General features: G+C 64.7%; 13 protein-coding genes. 1 reads left to right on the forward strand and 12 read right to left on the reverse strand.

Annotated elements, in window-relative coordinates:
* Positions 1-24: 24 nt before the first annotated feature.
* The 5 genes from BM193_RS13075 to ccsA form a co-directional block, all read right to left on the reverse strand.
* Positions 25-2,976 carry a ribonucleoside-diphosphate reductase subunit alpha gene (locus BM193_RS13075; RefSeq protein WP_092796381.1) on the reverse strand — a complete coding sequence of 984 codons (2,952 nt, stop codon included), beginning with the start codon at positions 2,974-2,976 and terminating at the stop codon, positions 25-27.
* Positions 2,977-3,370: 394 nt separating this feature from the next.
* Positions 3,371-3,982: a 1,6-anhydro-N-acetylmuramyl-L-alanine amidase AmpD gene (gene ampD, locus BM193_RS13080; RefSeq protein ID WP_092796383.1), complete on the reverse strand. Its 612-nt coding sequence runs from the start codon at positions 3,980-3,982 to the stop codon at positions 3,371-3,373.
* A complete protein-coding gene (locus BM193_RS13085) occupies positions 3,960-5,048 on the reverse strand; it encodes a sigma-54 interaction domain-containing protein (protein ID WP_092796385.1) in 1,089 nt (362 codons plus the stop codon). Before BM193_RS13085 ends, ampD begins: the two co-directional genes overlap by 23 nt.
* 116 nt (positions 5,049-5,164) lie before the next feature.
* On the reverse strand, positions 5,165-5,419 hold the full coding sequence (locus BM193_RS13090) for a PP0621 family protein (RefSeq protein ID WP_092796387.1): 255 nt from the start codon (positions 5,417-5,419) through the stop codon (positions 5,165-5,167).
* Positions 5,416-6,219, reverse strand: a complete 804-nt coding sequence (gene ccsA / locus BM193_RS13095) for a cytochrome C assembly family protein (protein ID WP_092796389.1) — start codon at positions 6,217-6,219, stop codon at positions 5,416-5,418. The genes BM193_RS13090 and ccsA overlap by 4 nt, the downstream gene beginning before the upstream one ends.
* 327 nt (positions 6,220-6,546) lie before the next feature.
* Between ccsA and BM193_RS13100 the strand changes: the two genes are divergently transcribed.
* Entirely contained in the window at positions 6,547-7,086 is a 540-nt protein-coding gene (locus BM193_RS13100) for a hypothetical protein (RefSeq protein WP_092796392.1), read from the forward strand.
* Between the two features lie 77 nt (positions 7,087-7,163).
* Here BM193_RS13100 and BM193_RS13105 read toward each other — a convergent pair whose 3' ends face one another.
* The 7 genes from BM193_RS13105 to BM193_RS13135 form a co-directional block, all read right to left on the reverse strand.
* The gene (locus BM193_RS13105) at positions 7,164-8,147 is read right to left on the reverse strand and encodes an ABC transporter substrate-binding protein (RefSeq protein ID WP_092796394.1); all 984 of its coding nucleotides are present in this window, start codon (positions 8,145-8,147) and stop codon (positions 7,164-7,166) included.
* A gap of 188 nt (positions 8,148-8,335) precedes the next feature.
* On the reverse strand, positions 8,336-10,330 hold the full coding sequence (locus BM193_RS13110) for a MacB family efflux pump subunit (RefSeq protein WP_092796396.1): 1,995 nt from the start codon (positions 10,328-10,330) through the stop codon (positions 8,336-8,338).
* A gap of 5 nt (positions 10,331-10,335) precedes the next feature.
* A complete protein-coding gene (locus BM193_RS13115; protein ID WP_092796398.1) occupies positions 10,336-11,523 on the reverse strand; it encodes an efflux RND transporter periplasmic adaptor subunit in 1,188 nt (395 codons plus the stop codon).
* Positions 11,524-11,614: 91 nt separating this feature from the next.
* Positions 11,615-11,956 carry a DUF3325 domain-containing protein gene (locus BM193_RS13120; protein WP_092796400.1) on the reverse strand — a complete coding sequence of 114 codons (342 nt, stop codon included), beginning with the start codon at positions 11,954-11,956 and terminating at the stop codon, positions 11,615-11,617.
* Entirely contained in the window at positions 11,953-13,650 is a 1,698-nt protein-coding gene (locus BM193_RS13125) for a PepSY-associated TM helix domain-containing protein (protein WP_175533270.1), read from the reverse strand. The genes BM193_RS13120 and BM193_RS13125 overlap by 4 nt, the downstream gene beginning before the upstream one ends.
* Positions 13,647-13,928, reverse strand: coding sequence for a hypothetical protein (locus BM193_RS13130; RefSeq protein ID WP_092796402.1), 282 nt, complete (start codon positions 13,926-13,928; stop codon positions 13,647-13,649). The genes BM193_RS13125 and BM193_RS13130 overlap by 4 nt, the downstream gene beginning before the upstream one ends.
* Positions 13,929-14,038: 110 nt before the next feature.
* Positions 14,039-16,240, reverse strand: coding sequence for a TonB-dependent siderophore receptor (locus BM193_RS13135; protein ID WP_217638418.1), 2,202 nt, complete (start codon positions 16,238-16,240; stop codon positions 14,039-14,041).
* Positions 16,241-16,315 lie beyond the last annotated feature (75 nt).

The following is a 16,315-nucleotide window of genomic DNA, read 5'->3' on the forward strand; positions in this document are numbered from 1 at the left end:
CGTGCCGGGCTGACAACTAAAATCTTACTGGCAGGCTTCGCATTCTTCAAAGCCATCGTCGCCTGGACGCAGGTAGCAGGCTTCGCCATCGGCGTCATCCGCCGCCGCTGCCACTACCGGCGCCACCGCCGGAGCGGCTGCCACCGCGGCGGCTGCCGCTGCGCTGTGCGCGCTGGCCGACATGCCGCCATCGACTGCCACGGCGTTCAGGGCGCCCGTCTTGGAGGTCGATTTCTCCATGTGGGTAGCGGCGATGGTACGCAGGTAGTAGGTGGTTTTCAGGCCACGCAGCCATGCCAGCTTGTAGGTCTCGTCCAGCTTCTTGCCCGAGGCGCCAGCCATGTAGATGTTCAGCGACTGGGCCTGGTCGATCCACTTCTGGCGACGCGAAGCCGCTTCCACCAGCCAGCTTGGCGACACTTCAAAGGCGGTGGCGTAGATATCGCGCAGGTCTTGCGGGATGCGGTCGATCTTCACCAGACTGCCGTCGAAGTACTTCAGGTCGGAGATCATGACTTCATCCCACAGGTCGCGCGCCTTCAGGTCGCGCACCAGGTAGCCGTTGATCTCGGTGAATTCGCCCGACAGGTTCGATTTCACGTACAGGTTCTGGAACGTCGGCTCGATGCAGGCCGACACACCGATGATGTTCGAAATCGTCGCCGTCGGGGCGATCGCCACGCAGTTCGAGTTGCGCATGCCGAACTTGGCGATGCGTTCGCGCACCGGGGTCCAGTCCATGGCCGACGAGGAATCGACTTCCAGGTAGCCGCCGCGCTCTTCGGCCAGCAGTTTGACCGAATCCTGCGGCAGGATGCCGCGGTCCCACAGCGAACCGGCGTACGATTCATAGCGGCCGCGCTCTTCGGCCAGTTCCGTCGACGCCAGGTAGGCGTAGTAGCACACGGCTTCCATCGAGGTGTCGGCGAACGACACGGCGGCGTCCGAGGCGAACGGGATGCGCATCATGTGCAGGCAGTCCTGGAAGCCCATGATACCCATGCCGACCGGACGGTGGCGCATGTTCGAATTGCGCGCCTTGTCGACGGCGTAGTAGTTGATGTCGATGACGTTGTCGAGCATGCGCATGGCGGTGCGCACGGTCTTGGCCAGCTTGACGTGATCGAGCTTGCCTTCCTTCATGTGCGCCGGCATGTTCACGGAACCGAGGTTGCAGACGGCGATTTCATCGCTGCTGGTGTTCAGGGTGATTTCCGTGCACAGGTTCGAGCTGTGGACGACACCGACGTGCGACTGCGGGCTGCGGATGTTGCAAGGGTCCTTGAAGGTGATCCATGGGTGGCCCGTTTCAAACAGCATCGACAGCATCTTGCGCCACAGGTCCAGCGCCGCGATCTTCTTGAAGACGCGGATTTCGCCGGCGGCGGCCTTGGCTTCGTAGCCCACGTAAGCCTGTTCAAAGGCCTTGCCGACCTTGTCGTGCAAATCTGGCGTGTCCGATGGCGAGAACAGGGTCCATTCGCCTTTTTCCATGACGCGCTTCATGAACATGTCGGGAATCCAGTTCGCCGTGTTCATGTCGTGCGTGCGGCGGCGGTCGTCGCCCGTGTTCTTGCGCAGGTCGAGGAATTCCTCGATGTCCATGTGCCAGGTTTCCAGGTAGGCGCAGACGGCGCCCTTGCGCTTGCCGCCCTGGTTGACTGCCACGGCCGTGTCGTTGACCACTTTCAGGAACGGCACCACGCCTTGCGACTTGCCGTTGGTGCCCTTGATGTGGGCGCCCAGGGCGCGCACTGGCGTCCAGTCGTTGCCCAGGCCGCCAGCGAACTTGGCCAGCAGCGCATTGTCCTTGATGGCGTCGTAGATGCCTTCCAGGTCATCCGAGACGGTGCTCAGGTAGCACGACGACAGCTGCGAGCGCAGGGTGCCCGAGTTGAACAGGGTCGGGGTCGAGCTCATGAAGTCGAACGAGGACAGCAGGCTGTAGAACTCGATGGCGCGCGCTTCGCGGTCCGCTTCGTTCAGCGCCAGGCCCATGGCCACGCGCATGTAGAACGCCTGCGGCATTTCGATGCGCACGTCCTGGATGTGCAGGAAGTAGCGGTCATACAGGGTTTGCAGGCCGATGTAGCCGAATTGCAAGTCGCGGTCGGCCACGATGGCTTTGGCCAGGCGTTCCAGGTCGAAGCTGGCGAGTACCGGGTTCAGCAGCTCGGCGGCGATACCCTTGGCGATGTATTGCGGGAAATACGTCAGGTATTCGGCGGCAGCGGCCGCTTGCGGCACTTCCTTGCCGAACACTTCCTTGCGCACCGTGTGCAGCAGGATGCGGGCCGTGACCTGGCTGTAGGCCGGGTCTTTTTCCATCAGCGCGCGCGCCGCCAGGATGGCCGACTTGTGCAGTTCTTCCACCGGCACGCCGTCGTACAGGTTTTTCACGGTTTCGGCCAGGATGGCGTCGGCATCGACGTGCTTTTCCAGGCCGGCGCAGGCAGCGTTGATCAGGTCGCGCACTTCCTGCATGTCCAGCAGGCGGCGCACGCCGTTGTCGGTAACGTTCAGCTGGGGCGCGGTCACTTGCGCGGAGGCGCCTTGCGCTTCCTTCTGCAGGCGGCGCTCTTCCATGTGCTTGGCGCGGTACAGCACGTAGGCACGCGCCACGTCGTGCTCGCCCGAACGCATCAGCGACAGTTCCACCTGGTCTTGCACATCTTCGATATGGAAGGTGCCGCCGCCCGGGTGGCGGCGCACCAGCGCGGCCACGACGCCGTCCGTCAATTGTTCCACCAGTTCGCGGATGCGGGCCGAGGCGGCGCCCTGGCCGCCGTTCACGGCCAAAAACGCCTTGGTCATGGCGATGGCGATCTTCGAAGGCTCAAATGCCACCACCGCACCGTTGCGGCGGATGATGCGATAGTCGCCCAAGGCCGCGCCCGTACTCGCCACGCTATTGGCCGCGCCGGGCGCTGGCGATACTGGCGTTGGATGGATGGAAATATCTTGAGGTGATTGCATTGAAGCTCCCGTTGTCAGCTAAAGTCAGCCTGCAGTTTTGCTGCCGCGTGTGTGGTTGAATAGAACGCCCGATGCTCAGGGTTTCTTCAGGTAATAATGTTGCTAAATAGTAAATTCATAATGCACGAACAGGGTCAGAATCCATATCGCCACACCGCACTGCCCGGCTGGCGCGAAACACGATCAAGGGTGGTGAACCGCCAGTTCCGATTGCCATGACAGCAAGCAGGGTGGCTTGGACAATAATTCTGAAAACGTCTGAGGTGGCACTAGATATAGTCTTTTAATCCAATTTCTTCACTAATTGTAGTGCCCATCGAAATGGGATGCAATAGTTTTCCGGCATCGGGCGGCGTAATTTTTTGTACTTTCTTCTACGATTTCGGTTGACTTTTCAGGGTACCGACGGGAAGCCCAATGCCCGCGTAGTAAGCGCTAACGCCGGCCATTCCCGCTGGGTTTCCTGCCAGCATTCTTGATAGAAATGCCAGTCAAAAAACGGCCCCGGATCCGTCTTCCTGCCCGGCGCGACGTGCTCGTGGCCACGCACATGCGCCAGCCCGTAGCGCGCCACCAGCGCCGCCGTCAGGGCCGCCAGCACATGGTATTGCCGTGCCTGGAAAGGGACAAAGTCCGAGCCTTCCATTTCGATACCGATGGAATAGCCATTGCACTGCGGGCGTCCCTCAAACGAGGACGTGCCGGCATGCCAGGCGCGCTGGTCAGCCGAAACATATTGCAACAGCGCACCATCACGCCGCACAAAAAAGTGCGCCGAGACCTGCAAACCACGCAGGTCGGCAAAAGAAGGATCGGCATTATAATCTACCCGGCCGGTAAACAAGTCCGACACATGCGGCCCGCCGAAGTGGCCGCCAGGCAAGCTGATGTTATGGATCACCAGCAAGTCGATCTGCTCCCCTTCCGGGCGGGCATCAAAATAGGGCGAGTCGTAGCGCACGGCGCCATCGCACCAGCCATCGTCATCGATCTTCCATGCCGTCATCAAAGCGAGGCTCCTGTATCGTCAATTTGTGCATCCTGTAACGTAACTGGCGCACGCTGATGCCCAGCAGCTGCGCCGCCCGTGCGCGGTGATAGCGTTCCCGCACCAGGGCCAGCGTGATCATTTCCCGCTCCGCCTGACACAAATACAATGCCAGCGGCAACACGGGCGCCATGTTGCGCGGCGCCATGCCGGGCAGCGACAGTTGCCGTTCCGGCAGCACCGGCGCCAGCCGCAAGGGCGTGATGCTGGCCCTGGCCGCTGCGCCCGCCGGTGACGGCAAGCCCAGACCATCGGGAGCGATCACGCCATCGTCGGCAAAGGCCAGCGCCCGCTCCAGCATGTTTTCCAGCTCGCGCACATTCCCGGGAAACGCATGCGCGGCCAGCGCCGCCAGCACGCACGGCGCCAGCCGCACGCTTTGCCGTGGCGCCAAGCGCGCCAGGATCGCCTCACATAATACCTGCAGATCGTCCAGCCGTTCACGCAGCGGCGGCACGGCCAGTTCGATCACATTGAGCCGGTAATATAAATCGCGGCGAAACGTGCCGGCCGCCACGCCACGCGCCAGGCCGTGCTGGCTGGCGCACAGGATGCGCACGTCGACGGCCTCGTCCCGGCTGCCGCCCAGCTTGCGCACGCGGCGTTCCTGCAAGGCGCGCAAGAGCTTTACTTGCATGGCCAGCGGCAAGTCGTCCACTTCATCGAGCAGCAGGCTGCCGCCGTGCGCCGCCTGGAACAAGCCCTGGCGCTCATGCAGCGCACCCGTGTACGCGCCCTGGCGGCAACCGAAGAATTCCGCCTCCATCAGCGCGTCGGGAATGGCGCCGCAATTGACGGCAACAAATGGAAGGCCCGCACGCGCGCCCTGCGCATGGATGGCGCGCGCCGCCAGTTCCTTGCCGCTGCCCGATTCGCCACGGATGGCCACCGGCGCGCCGCTGCCGGCAATGCGGCCGATCTGCGCGCGCAGCGCCTGCATGGCGGCCGAGTTGCCGATCAGTTGCGGCGCTGGCGGCATGCCGGCGGCGGCCAGGCCTGGCGAACGGGAGAGGGAGTCAGGCATGCGGCGGGCCTTTCTGCAATGGCGACCGGGGCCGCTTCCTGCCGATGCTACGCCTGACGGGCAAAAGGGGACGTTACGATACGGATGAGCAATGCGGCGCACCGGCGCCCACGCGATTACAGCGTGGCGTGGGCGTGGCTGCAATAATCGTGGCCCTTGGCCTGCACGTTTTCGGACGCCGGATAGTACACGCCGCAGTGGGCGCAGCACAGCATCAGTTCGGCATCAGGCAATTGCTGCGGCCGGCCTGGCGGCGTAAACGGGTTGGGCCGCTGCTGCTCACGGGCACGCTGCTGCATGCCACGGATCTTGCTGCGGATAGCAAACAGCACCAGAAACACCAGCGCCAGCCAGAATAAAACACGTGTCATGCGAATCCTCGGTGTAAAACCACTTCCAGTACAAAACGGCTGCCGACATAGGCCAGCAGCAAGGTGGCGAAACCGGCCAGGGTGAAGCTCAGCGCCGTCTTGCCGCGCCAGCCGCGAAAACGGCGGCCCGCCAGCAAGGCGGCGAACAGCAGCCACGACAGCATGGTAAACACCGACTTGTGATCCCAGTTCAGCGCCTTGCCAAACAGCTGCTCCGAAAAGACGATGCCCGACAGCACGGTCAGGCTGAGCAAGATGAAGCCCAGGCCGATCATGCGGAACAACAATTTTTCCATCGTCAACAGGGCCGGCAACTGATCGAGCGCGCTGCCGATGAAGCCGCGGCTTTCGCTGCGCGTGTGCAGGCGCGATTCCTGCAGCGCCATCAGCACGGCGTGGAAGGCGGCAATCGTCAGGGTGCTATAGGCAAGCACGGCCACGGCGATATGCCAGCCGAACACGGCCGACTTGCCCTCCATGCTGACCTGGCTGCCGGGAAAGGCCCAGGCCAGGGCGATGGCGATGACGGCGCTGGGCATGACCATGCGGCGCAAGCCATCGAGGCTGAAATTGCGGTTCTCTATCCAGTAGGCGCCCACGGACACCCACAGCGCGGCCGACAGCATGGCGGAAAAGCCGAAACGCAAGGTGCCCGGCGCCATCAGGTCGAACCACAGGGTGGCGGCATGCGCCAGCCAGGCGACGCCTGTCAGCCCGGCAATGAGCTGGGGCCGCGACGGGGGAAGCACCGCACACGCCGCATATAACAGGGCGGCGACGAGAAAGAAGTAAGTCTGCATGTTTTAAGTTTACACCATAGCCGGCAAGCGCGATTCGGGGTGGCGGCAGGGAGGCAGGCACGGGGCCGCCCGCCGCTACCGCAAGCCTGCCATGATATCGCGCCTGAGGGGCGGCGGGGTGGCGCACCCTCAAGAATTTGGCAATCTTTCCCCGGGCTGGCGGACCGGATGCAGCGGCGGCGTTGCCATCCTGATTAGCCAGTCCTATAATTATGTCCATAGAGCAACTTATATCCGCTTTCCCCACTCGTCCCCACCGCCATGCTTTCTTTCAAAAAAATTTCCTGGACTTGCCTCCTGCTGGCCTGCACTGTCTTGAGCGGCTGCATGAAAGATACGCCGTCCCAGTCCACCTACGAAGACTATTTCCGCACGTCTATCCAAAGCTATGACCTGTACAAGGATTACTTTGACATCGCCAAGCTGGAAAAGCTGAATGGCTGGAAAGAAAACGAACAGTATGAAATCAAGGGCTCGGCCATCCTGCGCGCCAGGGTGGGCTACCTGGAGTTGCTGTCCGACATGGTCGACAAGCTCGAAGCCCAGGCCAGGACGGACAGTTCCGTCGGCATGAGCATGGGACTGGGCCTGATGGCGCGCGGCATGGGCGGCGAAAACAAGGCCTTCCGCGACTTTTGGGCGCAGGAGCAGGAAAAGAAGGCCATCCCCGCGCCGCTGCTGGCGCGCCAGGCGGCGATGACGGCCGAGCGCTTCGAAAACCTGCTGCAATGGGCCGACCAGCTCGTGCTGGACAATTACGGCGCCATCATCAACCGCCAGCTCAAGAAAGGCGATGAACTGACGCGCATCTATACCCTGAGCTTCCGGCAGACGGAAAAAGGCTGGATGGGCTTCAACGCCCGCTAAGGGCGCGCCGCCACTGCGCCTAAAAAAAACCTCCGCACCAGCGATGGCGCGGAGGTTTTTTTGCAGGGCGTCCTGATTTACTTCACATTCAGGCTCTTTTTCGCCTGCTCCAGCAAGTCCGTCTTGACCCAGTCCTTGGCCACGGGCGGCTTCGCCATGCGGCCCACGCCCGTTTTCACCATCACGTCCGTGGTGATCTGGATGTGTTCGGGCGAGATGTCGTACGAATACGGCGAATTGCTGATCGCATCGTCGAAGTCATCCTTCGTGATCTGTCCGCGGAAGACCACTTCGCGCACGTATTTTTCCGCCGTCGCCTTGTTGTCGATAAAGGTTTTCGTCGCTTCGACGAAGCAGCGCATGAATTTTTCCGCCACGGGACGGCGTTCCTTGTAGAATTTTTCCGTCATCACCATGGTCCGCACGGGCTCGCCAATCGGCGTGTCGTACGGCTTGATGACTTCGCTGCCGAAGCCCTTGTTGATCGCCTGCGACGATTGCGGTTCCGATTGCATCATGGCATCGATATTCTTGCCCATCAGCGCCTGGTTCAGGTCGGCGTAGGCGAGGAACACCAGTTGCACATCCTTGCCCTTGGTTTCCGCATACGTCAGGCCCGCCTGCGACAGTTCCGCCAGCAGCAGCACTTCCTGGATGCCGCCGCGCGTCACGCCCACGCGCTTGCCCTTCAAGTCCTTGACGCTGGCGATCTTTTGCCCCGTGCCCGCCACCAGGCGCGCGCCGCCCTTGGCAAAACCGGCCACCACGTAGATGGGCGCGCCGCCGGCACGGCCGGAAATGGCGGCCTCGGATGCCGTCGCGCCCACGTCCAGTTCCCCCGCGATGATGGCCTGCATCACGTCGAGTCCCTTGGCGAAGATATGCTCTTCCACCTTGATGCCGCACTTGGGCGCGATTTCCTTGATGTACGACACGGCGCCGTAATGGGCAAATTTCAGATTACCCAGGCGCACGACTTCCTGCGCCTGGACGGCGCCCATGCCGAACGCCAGCACGAGGGCGGCGGCGATACCGGTCTTCAAGGTCAAATTTTTCTGCATCGGTTTCTCCTGTGGTGGTGGGTATGTGCCCGCGAGGGCATAAAACACGAAACACTGCTTTTTTATTATGGGGAGATAGTACCGTGTGTTGAGTCAGGAGCAATCTTTTTTATGCACAGCCTGCCTTGGCGCTGTTGCGGCAGCGCAAAGGCAGGCGAACGCGGGAGCAGCCCCCGCTGCGTGAAGCGTTACTGCCCCGCCAGCGCCACCACGGGATCGAGTCCCGACGCCTTGCGTGCCGGCATGAAGCCAAACACCAATCCCGTCACCACGGCGCAGCCGAAGGCGCCGGCGATGGCGCTCAGCGAAAAGATCACGGGCACGTCCCACACCAGCAGCAAGCCGGCCACCGTCACGCCGACCACGATGCCGGCCACGCCGCCCACCACCGACACCAGCACCGCTTCGGTGAGGAACTGGCGCAGGATGTCGCGCCGGCGCGCGCCCGTCGCCATGCGGATGCCGATTTCGCGCGTGCGCTCGCGCACCGTCATCAGCATCACGTTCATGACGCCGATGCCGCCCACCACCAGCGAGACGGCGGCGATCAGGCTGAGCATGATGGTCATGTTGTCCTGCGTCTTCGCTTCGGCGGCGATCGACGCGGCCGCGTTGCTGATGCCATAGTCGCGGATGCGGTGGCGCTCGAACATGGTGGCATCGACGGCCGCCTCGACTTCCGTCACGCGCTTGACGTCGGCCACCGCCATGACGGTGTAGGTCGGCTCGCGCTGGCCGAAGACGCGGATGCCGGCCGTGGAAAACGGCAGCAGCAGCACGTCGTCCTCATCCTTCTCGCCCGTCAGCGCGCCCTTCGCGCTCATCACGCCGATCACCTGGAACGGCACGTTGCCGATCAGGATATTCTGCCCCACGGGATTGGCCACGTCGGGCATCAGCTTTTCCGCCAGGTGCGCGCCCAGCACGGCCACGGTGGCCATCTCGCGCTCGTCCTCCTCGGTAAAGAAGCCGCCCTTGGCCACGGGCCAGGTCTGGATCTGCGGCAGGGCCGGTCCCGTGCCGCGCACATAGGTCTGCACGTCGAGGTTGCCGTGGCGGATCACCTTGTTGCCCGTGACATTCGGCAGCACGTGGGAAATGCCCGGCACGTCCTTGAGCGCGTCGAGATCGGCCAGCGTGATGCTGCGCCCGGGGATGCGCGAGCTTTCGCCGCGCGACGCCATGTACAGCAAGTTCGAGCCGAAGGCGCCCAGCTGCGCCATCACCTGCTGGCGCGTGCCCAGGCCGATGGCCAGCATGACGATCACGGAGGCGACGCCGATGATGATGCCCAGCAGGGTCAAGCCCGTGCGGAAGCGGTTGATCCACAGCACGCGCCAGGCGGCGCGCGCCGCGTCGAGCAATTCCGTGCCCAGCGACGCGCCCGTATCATGCGCGGCGCGCGACAGGTCCAGCGGCGGCAAGGCCGTCGACGTGGCGGGAATGGCGACGGCGCCCGAGTCTTCGACGATCTGGCCATCGCTGATCTCGATCACGCGGCGCGCCTGGGCCGCCACCTTGCGGTCATGCGTGATCAGGATGATGGTATGGCCCGCGTCGGCCAGCTCGCCCAAGAGGGCCATGACTTCGGCGCCGCTGCTGCTGTCGAGCGCCCCCGTCGGCTCATCGGCGAGGATGATGCGTCCGCCGTTCATCAAGGCGCGGGCGATCGATACGCGCTGCTGCTGCCCGCCCGACAACTGGTTCGGCCGGTGATCGAGCCGCTCGCCCAGTCCCAGGCGCTTGAGCAGCGCCTCCGAGCGGGCGTGGCGGGCGGCGGCCGGCATGCCCGCGTACAGGGCCGGCACTTCCACGTTTTCGCGCGCCGATTCCGTGGCGATCAGGTGGTAGCCCTGGAAGACGAAGCCGAACGCCTCGCGCCGCAGCCACGCCAGTGCATCGGGATTCAGGCTGGCCACGTCCTGGCCGGCGAAGCGGTAGGTGCCGTCGCTGGGCCGGTCCAGGCACCCCAGCAGATGCATCAGGGTCGACTTGCCGGAACCGGACGCGCCGACGATGGCGACGAATTCGCCGGCGCCGATAGCCAGGGTCACGCCGCGCAGCACTTCCACGGCCGGCGCGCCGTCATGGCCGCCGTAGCGCTTGCGGATGCCGGCAAGCTCAATCAGGGGCGGCGGCTGGTCCGGCTGCCCGGGTTGCCCCAGCGACGCGGCCTCGCTCATGGCGCTCACAGCTGGAACCTGCTGCTGCCGCTGCCGGCCGGCTGCTCGCCCGTGACCAGCAATTCGCCTTCGCGCAAGCCTTGCAGCACTTCCGCGCTGAGGCGGTTGCGCACGCCGACGGTGACGGCGCGCGTATCGACCTTGCCATCCGCATCCATCACGCGGGCCGTGAACTGCCCCGGTTTCGCGCCTTCCTGCGTCGATGGCTTCAAGGCCGGCAAGGGCACGGCCAGCACATTGTTCGCCGCCGCCGTGACAAACACCACTTGCGCCGTCATCTGCGGCATCAGTTCGCCGTCCGCGTTATCCACGTCGAACAGCACGGTATACAGAATGACCTTGCTGGTCGACGGCGCCAGCGCCGTGCCGGCGGCGGAACCACCGGGCACCGGCGGCGCCGGCAGCACTTGGCGCACCTTGCCGCTCCAGCGCCGCTGGTCGCCGCCCAGGGTGGTGAAATACACGGGCATGTCCGGGCGCACGCGGCGCACGTCCGCTTCCGACACTTCCGTCCACACCGTCATGGCCGACAGGTCGGCGATGCGCAGGATGTTCGGCGTCTGGTACGTGGCGTTCAGGGTCTGCCCTTCCTTCGCGTCCAGGCCCACCACCTTGCCGGCCATCGGTGCATAGATGCGCGTATAGCCCAGGCGCGCCTCGTCCGCCTTCAGGCTGGCCTGGGTCTGGGCTATCTGCGCTTTCAGGTGGTCGATCTTGGCGGCGGCAGAGGCCAAGGTGGCTTCCGCCGTTTCCAGGTCGGCCAGCGGGGTGGAATCGAACTTGGCCATCTGCTTCTGGCGGCCATGCTGCTGGCCCGCCAGGCGGTGCTGCGCCTGCTGGTCGGCCAGCTGCGCGCGCAAGCCCGCCAGGGCGGCGCGGCCCGCGTCGACCGTGGCTTGCTGCACGCTGGGGTCGATCTCGGCCAGCAGCTGGCCTTTTTCCACGGCGCTGCCGGGCTGCACGTGCAGGCGCGTGATCTGGCCCGACACCTGCGCGCCCACGTCGACATAGGTTTGCGGCTGCAGGGTGCCGATGGCCGTGACGCTGGCCTCGATGTTGCCGCGCTTGACGGGGGCCGTGTCGAACACGGTTGTCGGGCCGCGCGTGGCCCACAGGGCACCGGCGCCGAACAGCGCCAGCAAGACCACGCCGCCCAGGATGCGGGCGCGGCGCGAAGGCAGGCGGGCCGCCATCAGGAAGCCGCCTTGCGGTTGCAGCTAAAGTAAAACGGTGTCGCCAAACGTGAAAGATACATCGGTCTATCCTTGAAAATAGCGGTGGACATCACCGCAGGAACGTCACAAGACCTGCCAGCGCGGCGACGGCTGCCAGCAGGGAACTACGCAACAGCAATCGGGGCGCATACGGCAGCAGCAGGGCCACCAGCAGCGCGCCGGCCGAAATAAAACCCAGCCAGGCGACCACGCCGACGGTGGCGCTCCAGCCGGCCACGCAGGGCCAGATGGCCAGCGCCAGCAACAGGGCGCCGGCCAGCTGCAGCGCGCGCCGCACGTTCGGCGCCGCATCACGTCCCCATACCTGGCCGTGATGGCGGTCCATCGCCAGCGAGAGGCTGGCCATGCCCGCATACGACAGGCCCAGCGCGCACAGGATGGTGTTGATCATGACTGTCCCTCCGTGGTGACGTGCAGGCTGGCCGATGGCATTTCCTTGCTGATCGGCTTTTTCAGCGGTTTTTCCTTGCGCTTGTGGACTTTCCACGCGCCCCAGGCGGCCAGCAGGCCGAAGGCCACGCTGCACAATTCCACGCCGGCGCTTTCCCAGTCGCCGCGCGCGATTTGCGCCGCCAGGTTGTCGCCCGTGCTCAGCACGTTCAGTACGGGCAGCAGCAGGCACAGGGCGGCCAGCAAACACAGTTGCTCGATCCATGCGCGTTTTTCGCCGCGCAGGCTGGCATGTACCAGCATCACAAACCACACGCCGAAGAAGGCCCGCACTTCCCAGCCGGCGCGGTGCTCGATGCCGACGGGGATCAAACGGTTGGCCCACAGGTAGCCGATACAGGCGACAGCCAGGCCGGCGATCGCCGCCACGTTCAGGCATTCGATGACGCGGTACACGCGCTGCGTGTAAGCGCCGAATTCGCCGCCGGACTTCTGGCGGCGCTTGACCATGAACAGGATGGCGCCCGTGCCCATCATGGCCGTGCCGGCCAGGCCGCAGAAAAAGTACAGCCAGCGCATCGGCGTGCCGCCGAAACCGGCCATGTGCAGGTTCGACATGACGATGCGGGTCAGGCCCGCGCCGCCCGTGTTCGACTCGCCCGGCTGGCGCACGGCGATCTGCTGGCCCGTGGCCAGCGCGTAGCAGGCCATGCCCGTGTTGGCGCTGATGCGTTCCATCGTGTCCGTCTCTTCGTTCCAGCCGTACATGCAGACGCGCATCGAGGCGTCATTCGGATTGTCCAGCACCACGGCGCGGATTTCCTGGCCGATGGCTTGCTCGGCGCGCTGCGCGAACGGTTCCAGCGCGGGAATGGCCAGCGGCTGGCCGATGCGCGCGGGCTTGCCCGTATCGTTCCAGTCGCTTAAAAAGGCCCGCTTGCCGTTTTCCATGCCGTATTGCGCCACCACGGGCGCCGGCACATAGTCATCGCTGAAAAACGACAGGCCCGTATAGGCGATCATGAACTGGAACGGCAAGGTCAGCACGGCCACGGCGTTGTGCGCGTCGAGCCACGAGCGCTGGCCCTTGGCGGGGCGGAAGGTGAAGAAATCCTTGAAGATGCGCTTGTGCGTGATGACGCCGCTGACCAGCGCCACCAGCATGATCATGGTGGTGATGCCGACAATCCAGACGCCGATGCGGCCCGCATGCAGTTCGTAATGAAAATCGACGAAATGGTGGCCGCCGATGGTCTCGCGCTCGGTCGCCTCGCGCGCATGCTCGACGACGGCCCCCGTCAGCGGATCGAGATCGGCCGAACCATAGCCGCCGCCGGGCTGGAACCAGTAGGCCGACAGGCCATGGCCGGGACGCTGCACGGGCCAGATTTCCCACATGTCCGCCTTCGGGTGCTCCTTCGCCATGAAGTCGAGCGCCAGCTCCAGGCGGTGGCCACGGTCCGTGACCTTCGGCAACGGCGGATCGTTCGCATGCGCCGCTTCTTCCAACGCGTGTTCGGGCGTCATCCAGTGGCCGATCGGGTCGTCGAAGACGGCCAGGGTGCCGGTCAGGAAGATGGCGAACAGCAGCCAGGAAATCCACAGGCCGCTCCACGTATGCAGCCAGGCCATGGCCTGGCGCAAGCCGCCCTGCTGCGGCGTTTTCACCACCTTGTCTACCTTGACGGCGTTCATGCGGCACCCCGCGACAGCAGCATGCCGATGCCGCCGCACAGGATGGCCGGCAGCAGCATGCCGAGCCAGACGCGGCGCAGGTCGTGCACGGCAAAGACCCAGATCACGGCACAGGTATACACGGCAAAGGCGCTCAAGGTGGCCGTCAGCACGGCCTCGGCGCGCGACAGCGGCAGCACGGCCGCCAGCAGCACGGCCACGCCGGACGTCAGCGCATAGCCGCCAAAGACGGCGGCGAGCACGCGCGAGAACAACATCATGTTGGCCGACTTCATCATCGCGGCGCTCCCTGCGGCACCAGCGCGGTCACGCCATCGCGGGCCAGGTTCAACTGCACATCCATAAGCCATGCATCCTTCATCAAGATAGGTGATTCAAAGTTATTCGGTTATAGCTTGTAGTTCAAGGTCAGCATCAGATTGCGCGGCGCGCCGACCAGATTGCCGAAGACATCGGAATAGATGCTCTGGTAATAGTGCTTGTCCAGCGCATTGTTCACGTTCAGGCGCAGCTCGGCGCGGCTGTCGATCTGCCACGCCGCATTCAGGCCCACGATCGCGTAGCGGCCCTGGCGCAGATGGTAGGTGCCGTCGCTCGACTCCGTCGCGCCCTGCCCGTACACGGAGGCGCCGACGCGCCAGCCCTGCGCCGCGCCGGACAGGCGGTAGCTGGTGGCCAGCTTGAGCTGCTGGCGCGGATAGCGGCTGTTGAAATCCTTGCCGATATTGGCCGGGTCGCTGTCGCGCGTGAATTGCGCCTTCACATAGGTAAAACCGGCCGACAGCTGCCAGTCCGGCGTCAAGGCGCCCGCCACGTCCAGTTCCACGCCTTCGCTGCGCACCTCGCCCGAGGCGCGCTGGCAATAGCCCCAGGTGCTGCCCGGGCAGGGATTCGGGCCAGCCAGGTCGTCCACGCCCCGGTTCTGCTGGCGGATCTGGAATACGGCGGCGCTGGCATTGAGGGCGCCGCCGAAGTATTCGCCTTTCACGCCCGCTTCATAATTGGTGCCGCTGATCGGCTTCAACGGCTGCGCATTGGCGTCGGTGGACGCCTGCGGCTGGAAGATCTCGGTCCAGCTGGCGTACACGGAATGCTGCTTGTCGAGGTCATACACGACGCCGGCGTACGGCGTGAATTCGCGCGCCACCGAGTAGCCGGCATCGTCCTTGTACCAGCTCACGCGCCCGCCCAGCACCAGCGACAGGGGATCGGCCAGGCGCAGGCGCGTGCCCGCATACACGCCGCTTTGCTCGGTGATGCTGGCCGTGCGCCACTGCGCGTAGTTGATGACGGGGCGCGCCACGCCGCCCGCATCCCAGTTGTACGGGTCGAGCACGGGCGCCGCCGCGCCCCAGCTGTACGGGGCCCAGCCGCCATAGCTGTTTTTCGACGAACGGCGGTGGCTGGCGCCGACGGTCAGCTCGTGCTCGCGGCCGAACAGGCTGTAGCTGCCGCTGGCGTACGCGTCGTAGCTGGTGTTGGCCAGTTCGGCGCGGTAGCTTTGCGAGTTGAAGCGCAGGGTGTCGCCGCGGCGGTTGATGCCGGAAAACGTGGTGTCGATCTCGGGCGTCTTGCGCGTGGCGGCCAGCTTGGCCTTCCAGCCGTTGCCGAAACGGTGTTCCAGTTCGGCGAAGATGGTCTTGTCCGTCTGGCGCCATTCATCGAAATCGGTGCCCAGGTAGGTCGAGCGGGGCAGGTTCAGGAAAGTACCATCGGCGGCCGTGACCACGCCCGTCGTCACGCCATCGTTGTCCGTCTTGCGGTAGTGGGCGCCCACGGTCAGCGTGGTGTCGGGACGCAGGTCCGCTTCGACGACGCCGTACAGCTGGTGATTGCGGCCATGCAGCACGTCGACAAAATCCTGCTTGTCCTGCAGCGTGACGACGATGCGCCCGCGCAGGGTCTTCGCTGCGTTGAGCGCGTTGGCCGCGTCCGCTTCCAGCCGGTAGTTGCTCCAGCTGCCCACGCTGGCCGAGAACGAGGCTTGCGGGGTGGCCGTCGGGCGCTTGCGCACCAGGTTGATGGCCGCGCTGGGCGTGCCGCTGCCCGTCGTCAAGCCTGTGGCGCCGCGCACCACCTCGATGCGGTCGTAGATGGCCAGGTCGTCATTGTCGCCATTGAAAGTGCCGTTCGCGCCCAGGCTGGTGGGCAAGCCGTCGAGCAGGATGTTATCGACGGGGAAGCCGCGCGCGCTGAAGCTGCCCGAGTCGCCCGTGAAGTTGCCCTTCTGCATGACCAGTCCCGTGATCGACTGCACGGCGTCGTCCAGCGTCGTGATGCCCAGGTCGTCGATCTGCTGGCGCGTCAGCACGCTGACCGACTGCGGCGTCTCGCGCAGCGACAGGTTCAGCTTGGTTGCCGTATTGCTCACGCCCGTCGTGTAGGAGCCGCTGCCTTCCGTTGTCGCATCGCGTCCCGCCGTGACGGATACCGCGCCCATGGTCTGCTCGGCAGTGGAGGCAACAGGGGTGGCCTGCTGCGCCAGCGCCGGCAGGCTGGCGGCCAGGCACAGGGCGGCGGCCGCTTGCGCCAGCGGGCGCCGTGCGGCATGGGGGGAGGGCAAACTGACAAAAAGCAAAGCGTGCGACATGCAAATTCCTGATGGTGGCGTCATGAGACGGTAAAAGAAAGGCGCCCTACTCTGTAGGTGCCGCGAAAACGAAAA

Source organism: Janthinobacterium sp. 344 (genome assembly GCF_900112025.1).
GTDB lineage: Bacteria > Pseudomonadota > Gammaproteobacteria > Burkholderiales > Burkholderiaceae_D > Janthinobacterium.